Annotated in this window: 23 protein-coding genes and 1 tRNA gene; 14 read left to right on the forward strand and 10 right to left on the reverse strand. The window is 57.5% G+C overall.

What is annotated here, in order from left to right:
- Positions 1-141: 141 nt before the first annotated feature.
- The 7 genes from GOW16_RS00005 to GOW16_RS00035 all read left to right on the forward strand — a co-directional run bounded on the left by GOW16_RS00005 (position 142) and on the right by GOW16_RS00035 (position 5208).
- Complete coding sequence (locus GOW16_RS00005) at positions 142-591, forward strand: TerB family tellurite resistance protein (protein ID WP_170409026.1); 450 nt, start codon at positions 142-144, stop codon at positions 589-591.
- A gap of 20 nt (positions 592-611) precedes the next feature.
- A complete protein-coding gene (locus GOW16_RS00010; protein WP_170409028.1) occupies positions 612-1049 on the forward strand; it encodes a TerB family tellurite resistance protein in 438 nt (145 codons plus the stop codon).
- A complete protein-coding gene (locus GOW16_RS00015; RefSeq protein WP_170409030.1) occupies positions 1046-1798 on the forward strand; it encodes a phosphate/phosphite/phosphonate ABC transporter substrate-binding protein in 753 nt (250 codons plus the stop codon). Before GOW16_RS00010 ends, GOW16_RS00015 begins: the two co-directional genes overlap by 4 nt.
- 125 nt (positions 1799-1923) lie before the next feature.
- The gene (locus tag GOW16_RS00020; protein WP_170409039.1) at positions 1924-2700 is read left to right on the forward strand and encodes an ABC transporter ATP-binding protein; all 777 of its coding nucleotides are present in this window, start codon (positions 1924-1926) and stop codon (positions 2698-2700) included.
- Positions 2701-2731: 31 nt separating this feature from the next.
- A complete protein-coding gene (locus GOW16_RS00025) occupies positions 2732-3445 on the forward strand; it encodes a transporter substrate-binding domain-containing protein (protein ID WP_170409042.1) in 714 nt (237 codons plus the stop codon).
- Positions 3446-3517: 72 nt separating this feature from the next.
- On the forward strand, positions 3518-4405 hold the full coding sequence (locus GOW16_RS00030; RefSeq protein ID WP_170410457.1) for an ABC transporter permease: 888 nt from the start codon (positions 3518-3520) through the stop codon (positions 4403-4405).
- Positions 4402-5208 carry an ABC transporter permease gene (locus GOW16_RS00035; protein ID WP_170409044.1) on the forward strand — a complete coding sequence of 269 codons (807 nt, stop codon included), beginning with the start codon at positions 4402-4404 and terminating at the stop codon, positions 5206-5208. Before GOW16_RS00030 ends, GOW16_RS00035 begins: the two co-directional genes overlap by 4 nt.
- Positions 5209-5315: 107 nt before the next feature.
- Here GOW16_RS00035 and GOW16_RS00040 read toward each other — a convergent pair.
- Both GOW16_RS00040 and GOW16_RS00045 read right to left on the reverse strand, forming a co-directional pair.
- Positions 5316-5392: transfer RNA gene (locus GOW16_RS00040), tRNA-His, on the reverse strand.
- Between the two features lie 47 nt (positions 5393-5439).
- Positions 5440-5922 (reverse strand): GNAT family N-acetyltransferase, encoded by a 483-nt coding sequence (locus tag GOW16_RS00045; RefSeq protein WP_170409046.1) that lies wholly within the window; start codon positions 5920-5922, stop codon positions 5440-5442.
- Positions 5923-5999: 77 nt separating this feature from the next.
- On the opposite strand from GOW16_RS00045, the gene GOW16_RS00050 reads away from it, so the two are divergent.
- Positions 6000-6188 (forward strand): DUF6324 family protein, encoded by a 189-nt coding sequence (locus GOW16_RS00050; protein WP_170409048.1) that lies wholly within the window; start codon positions 6000-6002, stop codon positions 6186-6188.
- Positions 6189-6192: 4 nt separating this feature from the next.
- Here the strand turns inward: GOW16_RS00050 and GOW16_RS00055 are convergent, their stop codons facing one another.
- Positions 6193-6624: an MmcB family DNA repair protein gene (locus GOW16_RS00055; protein WP_170409049.1), complete on the reverse strand. Its 432-nt coding sequence runs from the start codon at positions 6622-6624 to the stop codon at positions 6193-6195.
- Positions 6625-6740: 116 nt separating this feature from the next.
- Here GOW16_RS00055 and GOW16_RS00060 point away from each other — a divergent pair, with 116 nt between their 5' ends.
- Both GOW16_RS00060 and GOW16_RS00065 read left to right on the forward strand, forming a co-directional pair.
- Positions 6741-7061, forward strand: a complete 321-nt coding sequence (locus GOW16_RS00060; protein ID WP_170409051.1) for an ArsR/SmtB family transcription factor — start codon at positions 6741-6743, stop codon at positions 7059-7061.
- Positions 7058-7483 (forward strand): SRPBCC family protein, encoded by a 426-nt coding sequence (locus GOW16_RS00065; RefSeq protein WP_170409053.1) that lies wholly within the window; start codon positions 7058-7060, stop codon positions 7481-7483. Before GOW16_RS00060 ends, GOW16_RS00065 begins: the two co-directional genes overlap by 4 nt.
- A 255-nt stretch (positions 7484-7738) precedes the next feature.
- Here GOW16_RS00065 and GOW16_RS00070 read toward each other — a convergent pair whose 3' ends face one another.
- Positions 7739-8035 carry a hypothetical protein gene (locus GOW16_RS00070; RefSeq protein ID WP_170409055.1) on the reverse strand — a complete coding sequence of 99 codons (297 nt, stop codon included), beginning with the start codon at positions 8033-8035 and terminating at the stop codon, positions 7739-7741.
- 94 nt (positions 8036-8129) lie between these two features.
- Here GOW16_RS00070 and GOW16_RS00075 point away from each other — a divergent pair, with 94 nt between their 5' ends.
- A complete protein-coding gene (locus GOW16_RS00075; protein WP_170409057.1) occupies positions 8130-8909 on the forward strand; it encodes a helix-turn-helix transcriptional regulator in 780 nt (259 codons plus the stop codon).
- A 156-nt stretch (positions 8910-9065) separates the two neighbouring features.
- Here GOW16_RS00075 and nusB read toward each other — a convergent pair whose 3' ends face one another.
- The 4 genes from nusB to GOW16_RS00095 all read right to left on the reverse strand — a co-directional run bounded on the left by nusB (position 9066) and on the right by GOW16_RS00095 (position 11920).
- Positions 9066-9548 carry a transcription antitermination factor NusB gene (gene nusB / locus GOW16_RS00080; RefSeq protein WP_170409059.1) on the reverse strand — a complete coding sequence of 161 codons (483 nt, stop codon included), beginning with the start codon at positions 9546-9548 and terminating at the stop codon, positions 9066-9068.
- Positions 9545-10096: a 6,7-dimethyl-8-ribityllumazine synthase gene (locus GOW16_RS00085; RefSeq protein ID WP_170409061.1), complete on the reverse strand. Its 552-nt coding sequence runs from the start codon at positions 10094-10096 to the stop codon at positions 9545-9547. The genes nusB and GOW16_RS00085 overlap by 4 nt, the downstream gene beginning before the upstream one ends.
- Positions 10097-10098: 2 nt before the next feature.
- Positions 10099-11220, reverse strand: coding sequence for a 3,4-dihydroxy-2-butanone-4-phosphate synthase (gene ribB, locus GOW16_RS00090; protein ID WP_170409063.1), 1122 nt, complete (start codon positions 11218-11220; stop codon positions 10099-10101).
- 112 nt (positions 11221-11332) lie between these two features.
- Complete coding sequence (locus tag GOW16_RS00095; protein WP_170409065.1) at positions 11333-11920, reverse strand: riboflavin synthase; 588 nt, start codon at positions 11918-11920, stop codon at positions 11333-11335.
- Positions 11921-12059: 139 nt separating this feature from the next.
- Here GOW16_RS00095 and GOW16_RS00100 point away from each other — a divergent pair, with 139 nt between their 5' ends.
- The 3 genes from GOW16_RS00100 (at position 12060) to GOW16_RS00110 (ending at position 16569) form a co-directional block, all read left to right on the forward strand.
- Positions 12060-13358 (forward strand): capsule biosynthesis protein, encoded by a 1299-nt coding sequence (locus GOW16_RS00100; RefSeq protein WP_170409071.1) that lies wholly within the window; start codon positions 12060-12062, stop codon positions 13356-13358.
- A gap of 80 nt (positions 13359-13438) precedes the next feature.
- Complete coding sequence (locus tag GOW16_RS00105) at positions 13439-14572, forward strand: polysaccharide biosynthesis/export family protein (RefSeq protein ID WP_170409076.1); 1134 nt, start codon at positions 13439-13441, stop codon at positions 14570-14572.
- On the forward strand, positions 14572-16569 hold the full coding sequence (locus GOW16_RS00110; protein WP_170409078.1) for a capsular polysaccharide biosynthesis protein: 1998 nt from the start codon (positions 14572-14574) through the stop codon (positions 16567-16569). Before GOW16_RS00105 ends, GOW16_RS00110 begins: the two co-directional genes overlap by 1 nt.
- Here the strand turns inward: GOW16_RS00110 and ribD are convergent.
- On the reverse strand, positions 16566-17666 hold the full coding sequence (gene ribD, locus GOW16_RS00115) for a bifunctional diaminohydroxyphosphoribosylaminopyrimidine deaminase/5-amino-6-(5-phosphoribosylamino)uracil reductase RibD (protein ID WP_170409080.1): 1101 nt from the start codon (positions 17664-17666) through the stop codon (positions 16566-16568). The genes GOW16_RS00110 and ribD overlap by 4 nt on opposite strands.
- Positions 17663-18133, reverse strand: coding sequence for a transcriptional regulator NrdR (gene nrdR, locus GOW16_RS00120; protein ID WP_170409082.1), 471 nt, complete (start codon positions 18131-18133; stop codon positions 17663-17665). The genes ribD and nrdR overlap by 4 nt, the downstream gene beginning before the upstream one ends.
- Positions 18134-18191 lie beyond the last annotated feature (58 nt).

Genomic DNA, 18191 nt, shown 5'->3' on the forward strand with positions numbered 1-18191 from the left:
GATCACGTCTGTAACTAACTTTTATCTCTTGCATCCCGGGCGGCAACCACAGAAGCGGATACCGGCTAAGTTGTGGCCATTCACGGCTATGACGGGTAGTCAACGCTTGGCGGCCCACAAAATATGGAATAACCTCGCGGTATGTTAAAAAAATTCCTTCAGGCGTTTCGTCCGCCACAGCACGACCATTTGCCCGATCCCGATGCCGAACTGGCTTTGGGCGCTTTGATGGTGCGCGTGGCGCAGGCGGATCGTGACTACAAACTGGAAGAAATCAGCCTGATTGATCGCATTCTTGCACGGCTTTATCAGCACAACGCGATCGAGGCCGCCAAAGTCCGTGCCACATGCGAGAAACTGCACGCAGCCGCGCCAGACACCGATACATTCGGCAAGTTGATCCGCGAGACGACTGATCTGCAGGAGCGTCTGGCCGCGCTGGACGCTTTGTGGGAGGTTGTTCTGGCCGACGGGAATTCAGATGAAGGCGAAATGAAGATCGTCGAAGAGGCCCGCATCGCGATGGGCCTGAGCTTTAAAGACAGCCAAGAAGCGCATGAACGAGTACAATCGCGCTTGGAACAGAAGTAGTCCGCTTTTATATCGGTTTCATGTTCAGCGATTTTCTCTCCCGACTCACGCAGCCTCAGCCTGACCCGCTTGCAGATAGTGACGCCCGATTGGCCCTGACGGCTCTTCTGGTGCGCATCGCCAGATCCGACAACGACTACGCCGACAGTGAAATGGCACGAATCGACCGGATATCGGCAGAACGCTATGGCTTGTCACCTTTTGAGGCCGCAGCCCTGCGCGCCCGCGCCGAGGATCTTGAAGCCGAAGCCCCCGATACCGTCCGCTTTACCCGCGCGATCAAAGAGGCCGTCGCCTACGAAGACCGTTTGGCCGTGGTTCAGGCGATGTGGTCGGTGGCGCTGGCCGATGGGCATCGGACCGGCGAAGAAGATTCGCTGCTGCGACTGGTGGTCAGCCTGTTGGGTGTCAGCGATGTCGACTCTGCCCTGGCCCGGCAAAAGGCAGCCAAATCGTGATTGCCACGCTGGGCATGTATGACATGCCCGCACTGCAACCGGTCAATGACCGGTTTTGGTCGTTGATTCGGGCGGGTATAGGTTTTGGCCCTACACATCTGACACGAGGCGCCGACGTTTGGGACGTCTGGAACAGCCCCGACCTTGTTTTTTCCCAAACATGCGGCATGCCGTTCCGGACCCGGTTGCATGAGAATGTTCAGCTCGTTGGCACTCCGGACTACGGTTTGGCCGGATGCCCGCCGGGCTACTACCGATCTGTCATCGTGGCCCGAAAAGACGATGCCCGCAATCTGGATCAGCTAGCCAAAGGCACCTTTGCCTATAACGAGGCGCTTTCGCAGTCTGGTTGGGCGGCGCCCATGGTCCATCTGTCACGGCACAGCCGCCTTCCAAGTTCCGTACTGGAAACGGGCGGTCACGCGCTATCGGCAAGCGCTGTTTCGGAAGGCCGTGCGGACTATGCTGCGCTGGATGCGCTAACATGGGAATTGCTGAAGGAACATTCGAATTTGGGCGCTGAGCTTCGCGAGGTCACAGCAACAGAACCTTCGCCGGCCCTGCCCTACATCACGGCCAACGGCCAGGATGCGCCCCGGATTGCCAAGGCAGTTCGCGCGGCCATCAATGATTTGTCGCCCGCTGACCGAAAGACGCTGCACTTGCATGGTCTGATCGACATCCCGGCCGAACAATATCTTGCTGTTCCCGACCCGTCCGCCGAGGCTGCCAAATTGCTCGATCTGTGACCACTTTGGTCAGAGCATCTGGTCAATTTGACAGTTTAAGGCCCGTTCCGTGTCATTTGCGCATTGCATTGCTCTGAAATTTCAGCCCTAGTACCGCACCAACACCAATAACAACTGGACCACCCGTGACAGATTCCACTCCGGTCATCGAGATCAAGAACCTACACAAGAGCTTTGGCAATCTTGAGGTATTGAAAGGGGTGGATATCACCGCCAGGCGCGGTGATGTCGTCTCATTGATCGGCTCGTCAGGTTCCGGCAAATCGACGCTGTTGCGTTGCTGTAACCTGTTGGAAGACAGCCAAGAAGGTGAGATCCTGTTCAAAGGCGAACCGGTCCGCTGGGCTGGCAATGCGCATAGCCGCCGTCCGGCCGATCCGAAACAGGTCCTGCGTATTCGCACGAACCTGTCGATGGTGTTTCAGCAGTTCAACTTATGGGCCCATATGACCATCCTGCAAAACGTGATGGAGGCCCCTGTTACGGTCATGGGCCGCGACAAGGCCGAGGTTGAGGACAGTGCCCGAAAGTATCTGGAAAAGGTCGGCATCGGCGACAAGTGCGACGCATACCCGGCGCAATTGTCAGGTGGACAGCAGCAGCGCGCCGCTATTGCACGTGGCCTGTGCATGGAGCCCCAGGCCCTGTTGTTCGATGAACCCACATCGGCCCTGGATCCCGAACTGGAGCAGGAAGTCATCAAGGTGATCAAGGATCTGGCCTCTGAGGGCCGCACCATGATTATCGTAACACATGACATGAAAATGGCCGCTGATATCTCAAGCCATGTTGTGTTCCTGCATCAAGGCCTCATCGAAGAAGAAGGCCTGCCGGAAGACATCTTTACGACCCCTGAATCCGCGCGACTTCAGGGTTTTCTATCCGCCACCATGGCGGCATAAATTCAGGACAGAACCAAATAGGGGAGTAACAATGAAAAACCTGATTCTGACCACAGCAGCACTGGCGCTGAGCGCTGGTATGGCCATGGCCGATACGGTCCGCATGGGCACCGAGGGCGCCTACCCTCCGTGGAACTTCATCAATGACGCCGGCGAAATTGACGGTTTCGAGCGTGAGCTGGGCGATGAGCTGTGCAAACGCGCAAATCTGGAATGCGAATGGGTCAAGAACGACTGGGATTCGATCATTCCGAACCTCGTGTCGGGCAACTATGACGTCATCATCGCGGGCATGTCGATCACCGACGAGCGTGACGAGGTAATTGACTTCACCCAGAACTACACGCCGCCGGATCCGTCGGCTTATGTAGCGACCTCTGACGACGTTGACGTCGCGAATGGCGTGATTGCGGCGCAGACCGGTACCATTCAGGCCGGTTACATTGCCGAGTCCGGTGCAACTCTGGTCGAGTTCGCCAGCCCCGAGGAAACCATCGCAGCCGTGCGTAATGGCGAAGCTGACGCCGTATTGGCCGACAAGTCGTTCCTGGCACCTATCGCTGATGAAGACGCAGACCTGCGCTTTGTTGCCGAAGATGTCCCGCTGGGCGGTGGTGTCGGCCTCGGCGTGCGTGAGTCGGACGGTGATCTGAAAGAAAAGCTCAACACTGCCATTCAGTCCATGAAGGACGACGGCAGCCTGAACGAGCTGATCACCAAGTGGGAAGTGTCCTCGACCTTCTGATTTGAACCAGGTCGTGCGCCCCGACTGCCGGGGCGCGCAGCCCCTGAGCCTTAGCACCTCAAGAGGCCCGCCATTTTCTCGTTTTGCTCTGATCCCGATACGCTGGGCACGTTCCGCTGGTTTTCCTGCTATCTGACCAACGGCGTACACTGGTCGTTCTACCTGTCGTTCCTGAAGGTCCTGCTGTTGCTGGCCGTCACGGCGCCTGTGGCGTTGGGGTTCGGGTTCGTCGGAGCGATGGCAGCCCGTTCGCATATCCCGCCCGTCAGCTGGCTGGGCAAAGGTTATATCGCAATCGTTCGCGGCGTGCCGGATATCGCCTTCTTCATGTTCTTCGTGATCGCCCTTGATCAGGCCTTTGAATGGACGCGCCACAAGATCCTGTGCCCAGACTGGACGGATCCGATCCGCCAGGGCAACGACTTCATCGTCTGTCAGGCTGCAAAACTTCCGCTCAGCACGGCTCCGGAGTTTGTGCATGAAACCTACGGTTTCTTCCTTGCGGTCATTACCTTCTCGATCGTTTTCGGAGCTTTTGCGGCCAATGTGCTGTTCGGCGGCATGCGGGCGGTGCCCCATGCGCAGCTGGAAACAGCCGCCGCATATGGTCTGACCCCCAGCCAGACATTCTGGCGCATTCTGGTGCCGCAAATGTGGGTTTATGCCCTTCCCGGTCTGTCGAACCTGTGGATGGTGCTGATCAAAGCCACGCCACTGCTGTTTCTGCTGGGCATCGAGGACATCGTCTATTGGGCCCGCGAATTGGGCGGAACAAAGACCTCGAAATTCACTCAATATCCACATGGCGATTGGCGCATGTGGTATTTCCTGGCTTTGCTGATCTTCTACCTCGGCATGACCCGTGTCTCGGAAATCGGGCTTGAAAAACTGATGCGCCGCCTGTCCCACGGTCAGGCCACATCTGGCGGAGAGCTTCTGCGCAAGGAGACCACCGCATGAGTTGTATCCAAACCATTCAGGACTACAGCCTGCGATCCCTCGGCCTTGGTGAGCGGCTTCTGCCGCGCAACGACTTTACCCTGTGCGAACAGTTCACCCTGATCGGCTCGGGCATGATCTGGAATATCTACTTCGGTATCATGGCACTGGTCACCGGGTTCTTTCTGGCGACAGCGGTCGCTCTGGGCAAAGCGTCCAGCAACACATGGCTGCGCAAACCATCCGAGTGGTTCATCTTTATCTTCCGCGGTTCACCACTGTTCATCCAGTTCTTCTTTGCCTATTTCTTCTTCCTGTCGCTGAAGAAGTCCTATCCCATGTTCGACGCCCTGACATCAGCATGGCTGGGGGCGCTGATCGTTCTGTTCCTGAACACCGCCGCCTATACCGGTGAGATCTTCTATGGCGCGCTGCGCTCGATCCCAAAGGGCGATATCGAGGCCGCCGATGCCTATGGCATGTCGGGCTGGTCGCGGTTCCGCCGGATCATCTGGCCAACCATGTTGCGTCTGGCATGGCCTGCCTACACGAACGAAGCAATCTTTCTGTTTCACGCGACCACGCTCGTCTTCTTTTCGGCCTTTCCCGCCTGGCAACAACGCGGCGACGCGCTGTACTACGCCAGCTATTTTGCCGACAAGACGTTCAACCCGTTCATCCCCTACCCGATCCTGGCCTTCTACTTCATCCTGCTGACGCTGGTGGTGGTCGGAGTATTCGGGCTGATCAATAAACGGCTGAACCGCCACCTTCCGGCAGCCAGAAAGGCCAAGATAAAGCTCCGTCTGAACCTGGCACGTTAAGTCAGGCCAACACACCATACGAAACCCGGACTTGCTTTAAGTCCGGTTTTTTTTGACTCAAATGACCCGTGGCGCGGTGTCGAAAACAATCTGCACTTGGAGAGAAGTGGTACCGCCTCCCTGGCTTGAACAGGGGACCTCTGGATCCACAATCCAGCGCTCTAACCAACTGAGCTAAGGCGGCACTTGTGTGGGGCGATGTACCGAACACGCACCCGGAATGCAAGAGGATTAAAGACGAATTTCCCAGCTTTGTTCGACAAGATCGCGGCCAAAGGAATGAACTTTTTTGCTGCTGGTCAATTGCCATCCGGACGCCCTGTAAAGCCTGCAGGCCGCCCGATGGCTTTCATGGGTCCATAGGGCCATTTCGCGGTATCCAGCGCTACGTGCGAACTCCATGCTTGTGTCCAGCATGCGCCTCCCCAAGCCCTGCCCGCGGGCCTCTGGCATCAGCAGAAACAACCTCAGTTTTGCGGTGTGACCGTCCAGTGCGACGCAAAAGATACTGCCGAGCCGCGCGCCATTCCATTCCGCGATCCAGCCCCGCTCGCGCGCTGGATCGTGGTACAAGACGAAATCCGCCAGAATCCGTTCAACGAGAGGCGCGAAAGTGTCGTCAAACCCCTCGTCCCGTTGATAAAGACGGCCATGTTGTTCGACCAACCAGGGCGCATCATCTGGGCGGAAAGCTCTGATAAGAATATCATCCATACCTCACCTGACCTCAAAGGCGGCTTGATTCTCAACCCTTTGCGCGCTAGCACGAACGCTCAGTCCCGGAGGCGCAAATGGGCATCAACACCGAACGTGACATTCAGGCAAACCTTCAGATCGGCCCGACCGACCACGGCATGGTGCGCCTGTTCATCGAGGCCGACGGCATCGAGATCCCGATGGACTTCGAGCCTGAAGAAGCGGAAGAAATTGCCGAGGAAATCCTCGCCGCCGTGCAAGCTGCCCGGATTGTAAAAGACTGAACGTTCAAATTCTTGGATCACGCAATGCCTGCAATCTGCGGGCCGTGTCTGTTGCGAACTTCTGTATCATCTTCTTACGCCGCGCCGATGCCAGCTTATCTTCCGGGGCCATCCGGATGATTTCGGCGTCATAGGCATCCGCGATGATCAGGCCAGTTTCCTCGGGCAGCAGATCGGTCGGGAAATCAGTATCCACGGCCCAGAAAAAGCGATCACACCAGTCCAGATATCCCTGCCATTTGGAATCCGTCATATAATCGGCCCGGCTGGATTTGCACTCGATCACCCACAGTTCCCCCTTGGGGCCAAGTCCCATGACATCAACACGAAGGCCGCGCGTGGGGACAAATTCCTCAACAGATACAAAGCCATGCGTCAATAAGTGGCGCGAAACTCCGCGAGCAAGTTTTTGTCCAGGCTGTAAATCCAGTGTCATAAGTGAAATGTGAACAATTCGTGAACAAAAATCAAGCGTCGCAATGAGGCTTGACATGATACCATATGGTACTTCATATATTACGATACCAAATGGTATCACGATTGGTGAGACAAATGCAGACTCAAACCCAAAACGCATTTCGTGCCCTTGCTGACCCGACACGCAGGGAGATTGTGCAGATACTCGCGTCTCAAGACATGACAATCGGTCAGCTTACGGACCGGTTCGATATGACCCGGGCCGCCGTCAAGAAGCACCTGACGGTACTGTCCGATGGCGGCCTAATCACAGTCGAACCGCGCGGGCGGGAACGCATAAACCGGCTGGAGCCGAAGGGAATGGCCCCCATCCTCGACTGGTTCAGCTATTTTGATCAGTTCTGGGATAACCGCTTGAATAATCTAAAAAAAGCTATTGAAAGGAAAGAAAAATGACGGAAACAGTTCTGCAAAAGACGATTTTCCTGCGGGCCGAACCGGAAACTGTCTGGGCGTATCTGACCGAACCCGAGCGATTGGCAGAGTGGTTCCACAAACCCGAACGCCCGCTGGCCGCCGGTCAAAAGCTCGAGATGTTTGGAACCACCAGTGGCGACCTACTAATCTGGGGAGAGGTTCGCGCTGCACGTCCGCCGGAGTATCTGGAATACACATTTACTATCAAACCCCTCGGAGATGCCGTCAGTGTAGTCAAATGGACGCTTGATGCTGTCCCCGGGGGCACCCGGTTGGGCCTGGTGCATGAAGGCCTTCCGCAAAGCGCAGAAGCCTTTGGTCTGATCCTGTCGCTTGATAGCGGCTGGGATGAACATTTCGCCAAAATGCGCACAGCCTTGCACGAACCTGTTGAGGCCTGACCCCTTGCGCAAACCCGCCGCACACCCTACTTAGGCCCGTGGCGGGTTCTGCCCTACTTGTGATTGGTAGCATTCTGGTGGCCTTAAGCAATTCCGAGGGGGCTGGCTCTGTTCAGGTCCTGGCCTGATTACCTGGCGCCCACCTGTACATACAGGTCCTCGGGAATCACACCGCACGGTTGACTGGCGGTCCCGCCACATAGACTTACCTTATACCCGGTTGGTGAGTTTCTGTGAATTTTCAGGCAGGTTAGATTAGTTTTTGTCCGCAGCCACGCGGACTGGCTCAAATTCGGCAGCAATGGGCGTACCGCCCCGCGGGCCTTTTGGCTTTTCCGCCATGCTCATAATCGCATAGGCAAATTGAACACCAGCGAAAACGATACCGTTCATGAACCAGATCATTGCCAAAGCGACCAGCCCAATCTCGGAACCGAATATCAGGCCACGCAGGTTGGCAACATTCAGCGCCAGCAGCACCCCGACAAACACCGCCGAGATGACAAATCCCCATGCAACTTGCGTGATGTAGAGGCGGATCAGTTTGGGCATCACAAAGCTCCTTGTCTGATACCGTAATGATAGCGCATGCTCAGGATGAGTAAACTGCGACCCCAAGGGGTGCGACACTGTATTCGGAGTTTCAATGAATGCCCTCAGCCTGTTCACGCTTGATCTTCTCGAAGAGCTGTCATTGCGCCATGATGATCAGGAACGGTGGGAGTTCACGTTAGACCGTCTGACTGAGATCGGGTTCAACGCCCTGAACATGCTGTGCTTTACGCCCGAGACTGGCGCTATTCATTGGGTGCGCAGCTCGATGTCCAAAGGTTGGCTGAACCGCTATGACAGCCAGGGCTATGCCGAAGCGGACCCCATGCTGGCACAGGTTCAAAATGGCAAGGAAAGCCTTTACGTGCAGGCCGCAAGCCTCAGGTCGGCGGATGGCCATTCCACCAAAGCGCTGGGCCTGAACCACGATCTGGAAAAGGCCGGATATATTCACCTTTACTCTCTGGTGGTGCCCTGCCCCGACAACGAGGCCAAGCTGGTGGTTCTGTCATCGGATCAACCGGACGCCCAGGTTCAGATGACAGAGCGGCAACGCGAAATGCGTGTGCTGGCCACGGTGCTGGCCACCAACCTGGGATCAGATATCCCCAGCAATCACGGCCGCGTCTACGACATCGCCAGCATTGCTCCGACCGCCCCGGACCTGACGCCGCGAGAGCTGCAAGTCTTGAACCTCTTGGCTCTCGGGCACCGAAACGACAGAATAGCCGAATTGTTGGACCTGTCGGAAGTAACCGTGCACACGCACCTGAAAAATGCGCGGGACAAATTGCGGGCTCCGACCCGCGAGTCGGCCTTGGTCCGGGCGATGCAGTTGGGGCTGATAAACCCGCCGGGCTATCGGAATCGATAGCTGGCGGGCGGTTAACCTTCAGATAAAGTGTTGGTGTCTTGGGATAAAACTGTGAGTGGTGGAGGCCGAAGACTTGTTTTGAACAAGTGTATTTTTAGCGTTCAGGCGCAGCCCAATTTGTGGCTGCGCCTTATTCGTTCTGTCTGATGGTATGGCTCAGAACGCCTCGGGCTGCGCTTCGCGGGCCATGTGATCCAAAACCGCATTGACGAATTTCGGCTCTTTTCCTTCCGGGAAGAACGCGCGCGCCACATCTACGAATTCGGTGATGACCACTTTGGGCGGTGTGTTGCTTTGGGTCAGTTCGGCCCCGGCTGCGCGGAACACTGCGCGAAGCGTCGGGTCAATCCGCGCAATCGGCCATTTGGCCACCAGCGCACGGTCGGTCATCTGGTCAATCGGAGCCTGATAGTTCACCGCATCCTCGACCAGCTTTCGAAAGACCGAGATATCGCCGTCCAGCATTTCCTCGCCCTCATAGACAGCGCCAAACCGGTGATCCAGAAACTCGTTCACAACCTGTTCGGTCGTTTGGCCTGACTGTTCCATCTGGAACAACGCCTGCACGGCATAAAGCCGGGCGGCAGATTTCATCAGGCGTTTCTGGTTGGCCGGTTTCGGCGCGTCTGTCTGGGTCATACTGTCGTGGGTCCGTTGCTGTCGCCCGCCACAAGGATGGACTCGGACGGCGGCTTGAAACCGACGCCCTTTTGGGAAGAGCCCCACTTACGGCTGAGTGCAAGCAGATGCAAGGCCGCAGCAGCTGCGCCACCACCTTTATTCATCTTTTCCGGATTTGCGCGCACCTCGGCCTGATCATCATTTTCGACCGTCAGGATACCGTTGCCGATAAGAAGACCCTGCAGGCCCATCAACTGGATTGCCCGGCTGGAATCGTTGCACACGGTTTCATAATGCGTGGTCTCGCCGCGAATGACACAACCCAGTGCAACATAGCCATCATAGTTGCACTGACGATCTGCCATTGCGATTGCGGTGGGAATCTCCAGCGCTCCGGGCACCTCGACCACATCGCACGTGCCGCCTGCCGCTTCGATCTCGGCCTTTGCGCCCGCAACCAGATTATCTGCAATGGCACGATAGAACGGCGCGACCACAATCAGCAGTTTTACCGGTTTGTCGAAGGTCGGTGTCGGCAAGACGCCGTGTTTGTCTTGTTCAGCCACGATCAATCATCCTTGAGAATAGAACGGGTGCCAACGATGGAGATGCCAAACGCGTCGAGCCCCAGATACTTCGTTTCCGGTGTATCGGTCAGCAACACCAATTCTTGAATGCCCATCTTGGACAGGATCTGCGCCCCCAGACCGGTTTGCTTAATGGTGCGCGGACCTTCGTCATCGGTTGCATAAAGCGAATTGCGCGGTTCGCGGAACAGGCAAACCACGCCGCGCCCTTCGGTTGCAATCTTTTCCATCGCCCGGGGCAATTCCTGTGGCGATTTTGGCCCCAGCCCCAGAACATCGGGCGCTTCATGCAGCGCATGGGTTCGGGTCAAAACCGGCTCGGGTGTGGTGATGTCGCCTTTGACCATGACCACATGCTCGATGCCATGGGTTTGATCCGTGAACAGACGCATTTCCCATTCGCCGCCGTATTCCGATGTCACCGTCTTGCGTGAAGTTTCAACGACCAGATTGTCGTTTCGCGACCGATACGTGATCAGATCACTGATCGTGCCGATCTTCATGTCATGTTCCTTGGCAAACGCAACCAGATCAGGCAGGCGGGCCATGGTGCCGTCGGGCTTCATGATCTCGCAGATCACACCTGATGGATTCAACCCAGCCAGCCGAGAGATGTCGACAGCCGCCTCGGTATGGCCGGCGCGCACCAGCACCCCGCCCCGCTTGGCGCGCAGTGGAAAGACATGGCCCGGTGTCGCAATATGGGCCATCGTGTTCTGTTCGTTGATCGCAGTCGCCACGGTCAGCGCGCGGTCACCGGCTGAAATCCCGGTGGACACACCCTCACGCGCTTCGATGGACACGGTAAATGCGGTTTCGTGACGGGACGAGTTGTTCACAGCCATCATCGGCAAGCCCAGGGCGTCGACGCGTTCCGCGGTCATCGGCAGGCAGATCAACCCTCGCCCGTGGGTGGCCATAAAGTTGATCGCCTCGGCATCCGCGAATTCAGCTGCGATAACCAGATCACCCTCGTTCTCGCGGTCTTCATGATCGACCAGGATATACATCCGGCCTTTGCGCGCCTCTTCGATGATATCTTCGATCGGGCTGATCGCGTCGCGCAACTTGGCCTCGACAGGACCGGGGGTTTCAAAGCTCATGGGGCAGCCTTTCACAAGAGCATGTCTGGACGGCTGGATAGACCACCAAGCGCTCAAAGACCAGAGCGCTTGCGGCTTTACACCGCCAGAACGCGGCGTCGAGACTGGCGGTTCAGGACATCTCGGCCAAACGGGCCACGTAACGCGCCAAGGTGTCAATCTCGAGGTTCACCCGATCGCCGACCGAGACATCGCCCCAGGTTGTCACTTCTTTGGTGTGCGGAATGAAATTGATCCCGAAATCGCAGTCATTCACGTCATTGACCGTCAGCGATGTGCCATTCAAAGCGACCGAACCCTTTGGGGCGATAAAGCGAGCCAGTTCCTTTGGCGCTCGCAATGTCACACGGGTGCTGTCGCCTTCGTCCTGCAGGGCAACAACCTCGGCCACGCCGTCAACATGACCCGATACGATGTGCCCGCCCAGTTCGTCACCCACTTTGAGGGCGCGTTCCAGGTTCACGCGCTTGCCAACTTGCCAACTGTCCAGATTGGTTTTCGACACCGTCTCGGCGCTGATCTGCACATCATACCAATCGTCCCCAAGGGCGATCACGGTCAGGCAGACACCGTCACTGGCGATCGATGCGCCGATGTCAATACTCGTGGTATCGTAGCCCGTTTTGATCCGGGCGCGTAGATCCCCCTGCTGGTCAAGCTCGGTAACTTTTCCGATATCGGTGACGATCCCTGTGAACATTGCCTTTACCCTTAGCTTACAACCTGTGCGTATCTGTCACCGCCGAGGTAAGCCCAAGAAAGGCTGCGGGCAAGCCCCGCCTTGCCCAGATTGATGTAAACAGGCATTATTTTGGCACCAAACGAAAAGAGCAGCAAGGATGCACCCACTCACCACGCGCTCGCATCGCCGCGTATTCCTGTTTTTGCAGGGACCACATGGCCCGTTTTTCAGCGCACTCGCACGCGCCCTGCGCGTTGCCGGAGCCGATGTTCTGCGCGTGGGGTTCAATGCCGGCGATCAGGCATTCTGGTTTGACCGCAGCACCTACATCCCGTTTTTGGACAATTCCGAGCAATGGCCCGAAACCCTTCGGGAACTGATCCGGTCAAAGTCGGTCACAGATATCGTTCTATACGGCGACACCCGTCCGGTTCATGCCAATGCTGTGGATGTTGCGCGCGAGATGGATGTGACTGTCCATGTTTTCGAAGAGGGGTATCTGCGCCCATGGTGGGTCACTTACGAACGGAGCGGATCAAATGGACACTCACGGTTGATGTCTTTGGACGTCGCGCAGATGCAAGATGCGCTTGACCAGTCCGAGGCACCAGTTCCACCGCCACCGTCCCATTGGGGCGATATGCGGCAGCACATATTCTATGGCGCGCTTTATCACTGGTTTGTTCTGTTCCTGAACCAGAGGTACTCCAACTTCAAAACACACCGGGAATTGTCGGTGTCAAAAGAGTTCCGCCTGTACTTCAAACGACTTGCGCTGATGCCATTCCACAGGATCAGGCGGCGTTGGGCCACCACCCGCGTTCAGAAAAGCGGCGCCCCCTATCATCTGGCTCTCTTGCAACTGGGCCATGACAGTTCGGTGCAGGCGCATTCCGACTATGACTGCATGTCGGACTTTCTGGAGCATGTTATATCTGGTTTCGCCGAAGGGGCTCCGGCCCATCACCTTCTGGTGCTGAAGGAACATCCGCTGGAAAACCACCGTGAGCCGCTGCGCCACCGGGCGCGCGAAATAGCTCGTGCTCATAACGTAGCGGATCGCGTACACTATGTTCCCGGTGGCAAGCTTGCCCGACTGTTGGATGACGCAAACACTGCCGTTACGATCAATTCAACGGCGGGCCAACAAGTTCTGTGGCGCGGGATCCCGCTGCGCAGTTTCGGAAAGTCCGTGTACGACAAACCCGAATTTGTGTCACAGCAACCCTTGGCCGAGTTCTTTGCCAACCCTGACGCCCCGGACCACGATGCATATCGGATTTATCGGCAATTTCTTCTGAAAACCAGTCAGTTACCGGGTGGTTTTTATTCGCGGCGTGGACGGCGACAATTGCTGCGCCGCGCCGCCGATATGATGTTGCAGGCGCATGATCCCTACCAGTCCGTGTTATCCGACAACGAGGCGTCGACGCCACAGTTAAAACTCGTCGACTAAAGCACATGGCTTGGTGCTGGATGTTGAACCCCGAACAAGCTAAGTTTACGCAAACAAAAGACGACTGAGGATAATCGGCAGTGCAGTGCTTTCCAATTCGCTGGGTGCGAACAGCCGCCCTTCTGGCTGCTTGTGGTGTTCTGGCCGCGTGCCAGCTTCCCAAATCAGGCCCGAACAAATCCGAGATTTTGGCCGGTTCGGTAGAAAACGGCGGCAACGCTTTCGTCGTTGAGGTGGATGACCGGGTTGCACGGGCAACATCCGCAGTTCCTCAGTTCGGATTTTCGTCTTCCTTCACAAGCGCCCAAAACCTGACAGCGGATATCGTGCGCCCGGGTGACGTGCTGGGATTAACGATCTGGGAAAATGTCGATGACGGTTTGCTGTCGGGCGAGGTCGGGTCATCAACCTCATTAAATGAAGTACAGGTTGATGCCGAAGGCTTCATTTTTGTGCCCTATGCAGGGCGTGTGCGCGCGTCGGGAAACACACCTGAACAACTCCGTCGGGTGATCACCGAAAAGCTGCAAGATCAAACGCCCGACCCTCAGGTTGAGGTTCGTCGGGCTGCAGGGAATGGAGCAACTGTTGTGCTGACAGGAAGTATCGCGGCACCGGGGGTCTATCCCATCGAGCTTCCGACGCGCACTTTATCCGGCATGCTGTCGCAGGCCGGTGGCGTAGTTCAAGGCGCTGACATTGCACTTGTGACACTGATCCGGGGCGACCAAAAGGGGACTGTTTGGTACGATGACGTGTTCAGCAATCCCAAGCTGGATGTAGCCCTGCGCGGCGACGACCGCATTCTGGTCGAGGCGGACAACCGGTCATACATTGCGCTTGGTGCAACCGGTGGCCAGTCCCGCGTTGCGTTTGACACACAGGATCTTTCAGCGCTTGAAGCTTTGGCGCAAGTCGGCGGCCTTCTGTCACTGTCCTCGGACCCAACAGGGATATTCATTCTGCGCCGGGAACGTCAGGACGTTGCACGCTCGGTGATGGGGCGCCCAGACCTGCAAGGCGATCAACGTATGATCTACCTGTTGAACCTGACAGCCCCCAACGGGCTGTTCATTGCACGGGACTTCGTCATCCGCGATGACGATACTATCTATGTGACCGAGGCCCCTTATGCGCAGTGGACAAAGTCAATCTCTCTGATCTCCGGTGGCCTGACACCGCTGGCCAATGTCGCAACACTAACAGGCAATTGATGTCGCTGGAAACAACAGCCGGGTCTGGTCGCACCCGGCTGCTTGTCTACAATGGTGGTTTCCTAGCATCCCGCCAAATTCGTCGCCTATTGTCCTTATCCGGCTACGACATCCGGATTGGCCTGCCCAAAGAAGGCGACGTCGTTGCGGTCTGGGGCAATAGCCCGACGGCCCATCGTGGCCTTGCAGTCGCGGCTCGCAAGAACGCCCCCATTTTGCGCGTAGAAGACGCCTTTCTTCGGTCTTTGCATCCCGGCCGCAGTGGAGAGCCGCCTCTTGGCCTGTTGCTTGATCGGTCGGGTTTGCATTTCGACGCAGCCGGGCCGTCCGATCTGGAAACGCTGTTGGCCACCCATCCGCTGGACGACACCGCCCTGCTGAACCGGGCGCGTGGTGGGATCGAACGGATGCGAGAGCTGCACCTTAGCAAATACTCGGCCTTTGATCTGACTGTTCCGCCCCCCGAACCAGGCTATGTGCTGGTTGTTGATCAGGTCCGCGACGACGCCGCAGTGACCGCCAGCGCTGGGGATAACGCCCGGTTTCGCGAGATGCTGGTCATGGCGCAGGAAGAGAACCCCGGTGCCAAAGTCCTGATCAAAACACATCCCGACACTATCGCGGGGCATCGTTCAGGCTACTTCACCGAGGCTGACCAATCCGATCGCGTATCGATCATCAGCACGCCCGTCAGCCCATGGGCTTTGCTGGAAGGTGCCGTCGGCGTTTACACATTGTCCTCCCAGATGGGGTTCGAGGCGATTTTGGCCGGGCACAAACCGCGTGTGTTTGGCCAGCCTTTCTATGCGGGTTGGGGGCTAACGCAGGATGAAGCGCATCTGCCGCGCCGCCAACGCAACCTGACGCGCGCACAATTGTTCGCTACGGCGATGATCCTCTACCCGACCTGGTACGATCCATATCGGGACCAGCTGTGCGAGTTGGAAACCGCCCTGGATACGCTTGAGGCTAAGACCCGCGCCTGGCGGCAGGATCACAAGGGATGGACCGCCTCGGGTATGCGTCTGTGGAAACGCAAGCACCTGCAACAGATGTTTGGCCGCCAGAAAAAAGTCCGGTTTATGACTGATGAACCGGCCCAGTTGGACCGCCCACATATGGTCTGGGCAAGCAAAGCCAAGGGAACAGAGAACGCCGTCCGGGTCGAGGACGGATTTCTCCGGTCTCGTGGGTTGGGCGCAAATCTGGTGCCGCCTGTTTCACTCGCGACGGATAATCAGGGCATTTACTATGACCCGACCCATCCCAGCCAATTGGAAGAACTAATAGCGGCACGGGAAACTCTCCGGCCAGACCAGGAGTTGCGCGCCGAAAAGTTGGTCGCGCAAATCGTGTCTGCCCAGATCACCAAATACAACGTCGGTGGCGGCATACCTGAATTACCGGCAGGGCACCGCATCCTCGTGCCTGGACAAGTCGAAGACGATGCCTCGATCCTATTGGGGACCAGCACCGTTCGCACCAATGATGATTTGTTGCGCGCCGCGCGCGAGGCGAACCCGAATGCAATTTTGATCTACAAGCCACATCCCGATGTCGAAGCGCGATTGCGGGATGGAGGTGCGCATGCAGAAAATCTGGCGGACGTCATCGCGACGAATTGCGACCCGGCGGCCCTGATGCCACAGGTCCAAGAGGTTTGGACCATGACCTCTTTGCTAGGGTTCGAGGCATTAATGCGCGGCATCCGCGTGACGACGCTGGGCGCGCCGTTCTATGCCGGTTGGGGACTGACCACTGATCTGGGAACTGTTCCGGCACGCAGGGGCGCACGGCCCACGCTTTTAGGTTTGGTCCACGCGGCCTTGATTGACTACCCTCGGTATTTGGACCCAGTGACCGGTGAGCCCTGCCCCGTTGAAGTGGCGGTTGAACGGTTGTCGGAAGGCAGTGCGCCAGCGGGCGGTCCGTTTGTTCGGGTGCTGTCGAAGCTACAGGGCGCGTTCGCTACCCACGCGCATATCTGGCGACGTTAGCGCAGGGCGCGCGACCAACGGTGCATGACGTCCGGCCCGATGACCTGAGTCTCGATCAGCTCAAATCGCGGCGCGTTGTCCAGCTTTTCCAGACCCAGCGTGCCGACGGCTGACAACCCTTCGGCGCCGATCGTCAGGCCCGCAGTAAACCCAACCAATTCGTCTACAAGATCTGCAGCAAGCAAAGATGCCGCCAAGGCCGCCCCGCCCTCACAAAAAACACGGGTCAGACCTGCGTTGCCCAGTTGATGCAACAGGTCCGCGGCGTCGATTTGGTGATCGTCCAGTGCACAAGGCAGCAGTTGCGCCCCAAGCCCTTCCCACGCGCGGGCACGTTCTGCATCCGGGGATGGCCCATGGCACAGCCATACGGGTATCTCTGCAGCCGTGCGCGCCAGTTGCCCCATCAAGGGAATGTCCAAATGGCGCGAGACCACAATTCGAACCGGCTGTGTCTCGACCCCGAGGTCCCGCACAGTCAGAGACGGATCATCGGCGCGCGCAGTGCCCGCGCCTACCATAACCGCGTCATGGCGCGCGCGCATGGCATGCACGGCTCGCCGTGCTTTGGGGCCGGTTATCCACTGGCTGTGACCCGTGGCGGTAGCAATCCGCCCGTCAAAACTGCTGGCGAGTTTGAGCGTTACAAATGGCCGGCCTTGCTCATTCTTCAAGAAGAACCCTGCGTGATCGCGGGCAGCCTGATCAGCAAGCACGCCGGTGGTCACTTCGATCCCTGCTTCGCGAAGTTTGGCAAAGCCCTGCCCGGCCACGCGCGGATCGCTGTCCTCGATCGCCGACACGACCCTCGATACTCCCGCGGCAATCAAAGCCTCGGCACAAGGGGGTGTTTTCCCGTGATGAGAACACGGCTCCAAGGAAACGTAGGCTGTTGCACCACGGGCTGCCTCACCTGCCTGCGCCAGTGCGACGGGTTCAGCGTGCGGACGGCCACCCGGCTGGGTCCAGCCGCGTCCCACGATACGCCCGTCGCGCACAATTACACAGCCGACGGCCGGGTTGGGCCAACAGGTTCCTTGACCGCGTCGACCCAAAGACAGGGCCAATGCCATATATCGCTTATCTGTTTCGCTCAATCGTCTGTCGAAGGCTGCGGCGGGCGCAGTTCGTGGACGAACTCCTCGAAGTCATCGGCCGCCTGGAAATTCTTGTATACGCTCGCAAAGCGAACATAGGCGACGGTGTCGATCCGCGCCAGAGCTTCCATGACGATCTCGCCGATTTTGCTGGATGGGATGTCCGTCTCGCCCATACTTTCCAGACGACGCACAATGCCCGAGATCATCTGATCGATCCGGTCCGGTTCAATCGGGCGTTTTTGCATCGAGATGCGGATCGAACGCTCCAACTTGTCCCGATCAAAGTCTTCGCGTTTGCCATTGGTTTTGATCACCACCAGGTCACGCAGCTGAACACGTTCGTATGTTGTAAAACGTCCACCGCAAGCGGGGCAGAACCGGCGTCTGCGGATCGCAACATGATCCTCTGCCGGGCGTGAATCTTTGACCTGAGTATCGATATTTCCGCAAAACGGGCAGCGCATCCGCCGTCTCCTCGTCCCTGGTTCCGCCTCTTTTTGTAAGCACTATGGCTTACTTATC

Source organism: Ruegeria atlantica, from assembly GCF_013033965.1.
Classification (GTDB): domain Bacteria; phylum Pseudomonadota; class Alphaproteobacteria; order Rhodobacterales; family Rhodobacteraceae; genus Ruegeria; species Ruegeria atlantica_D.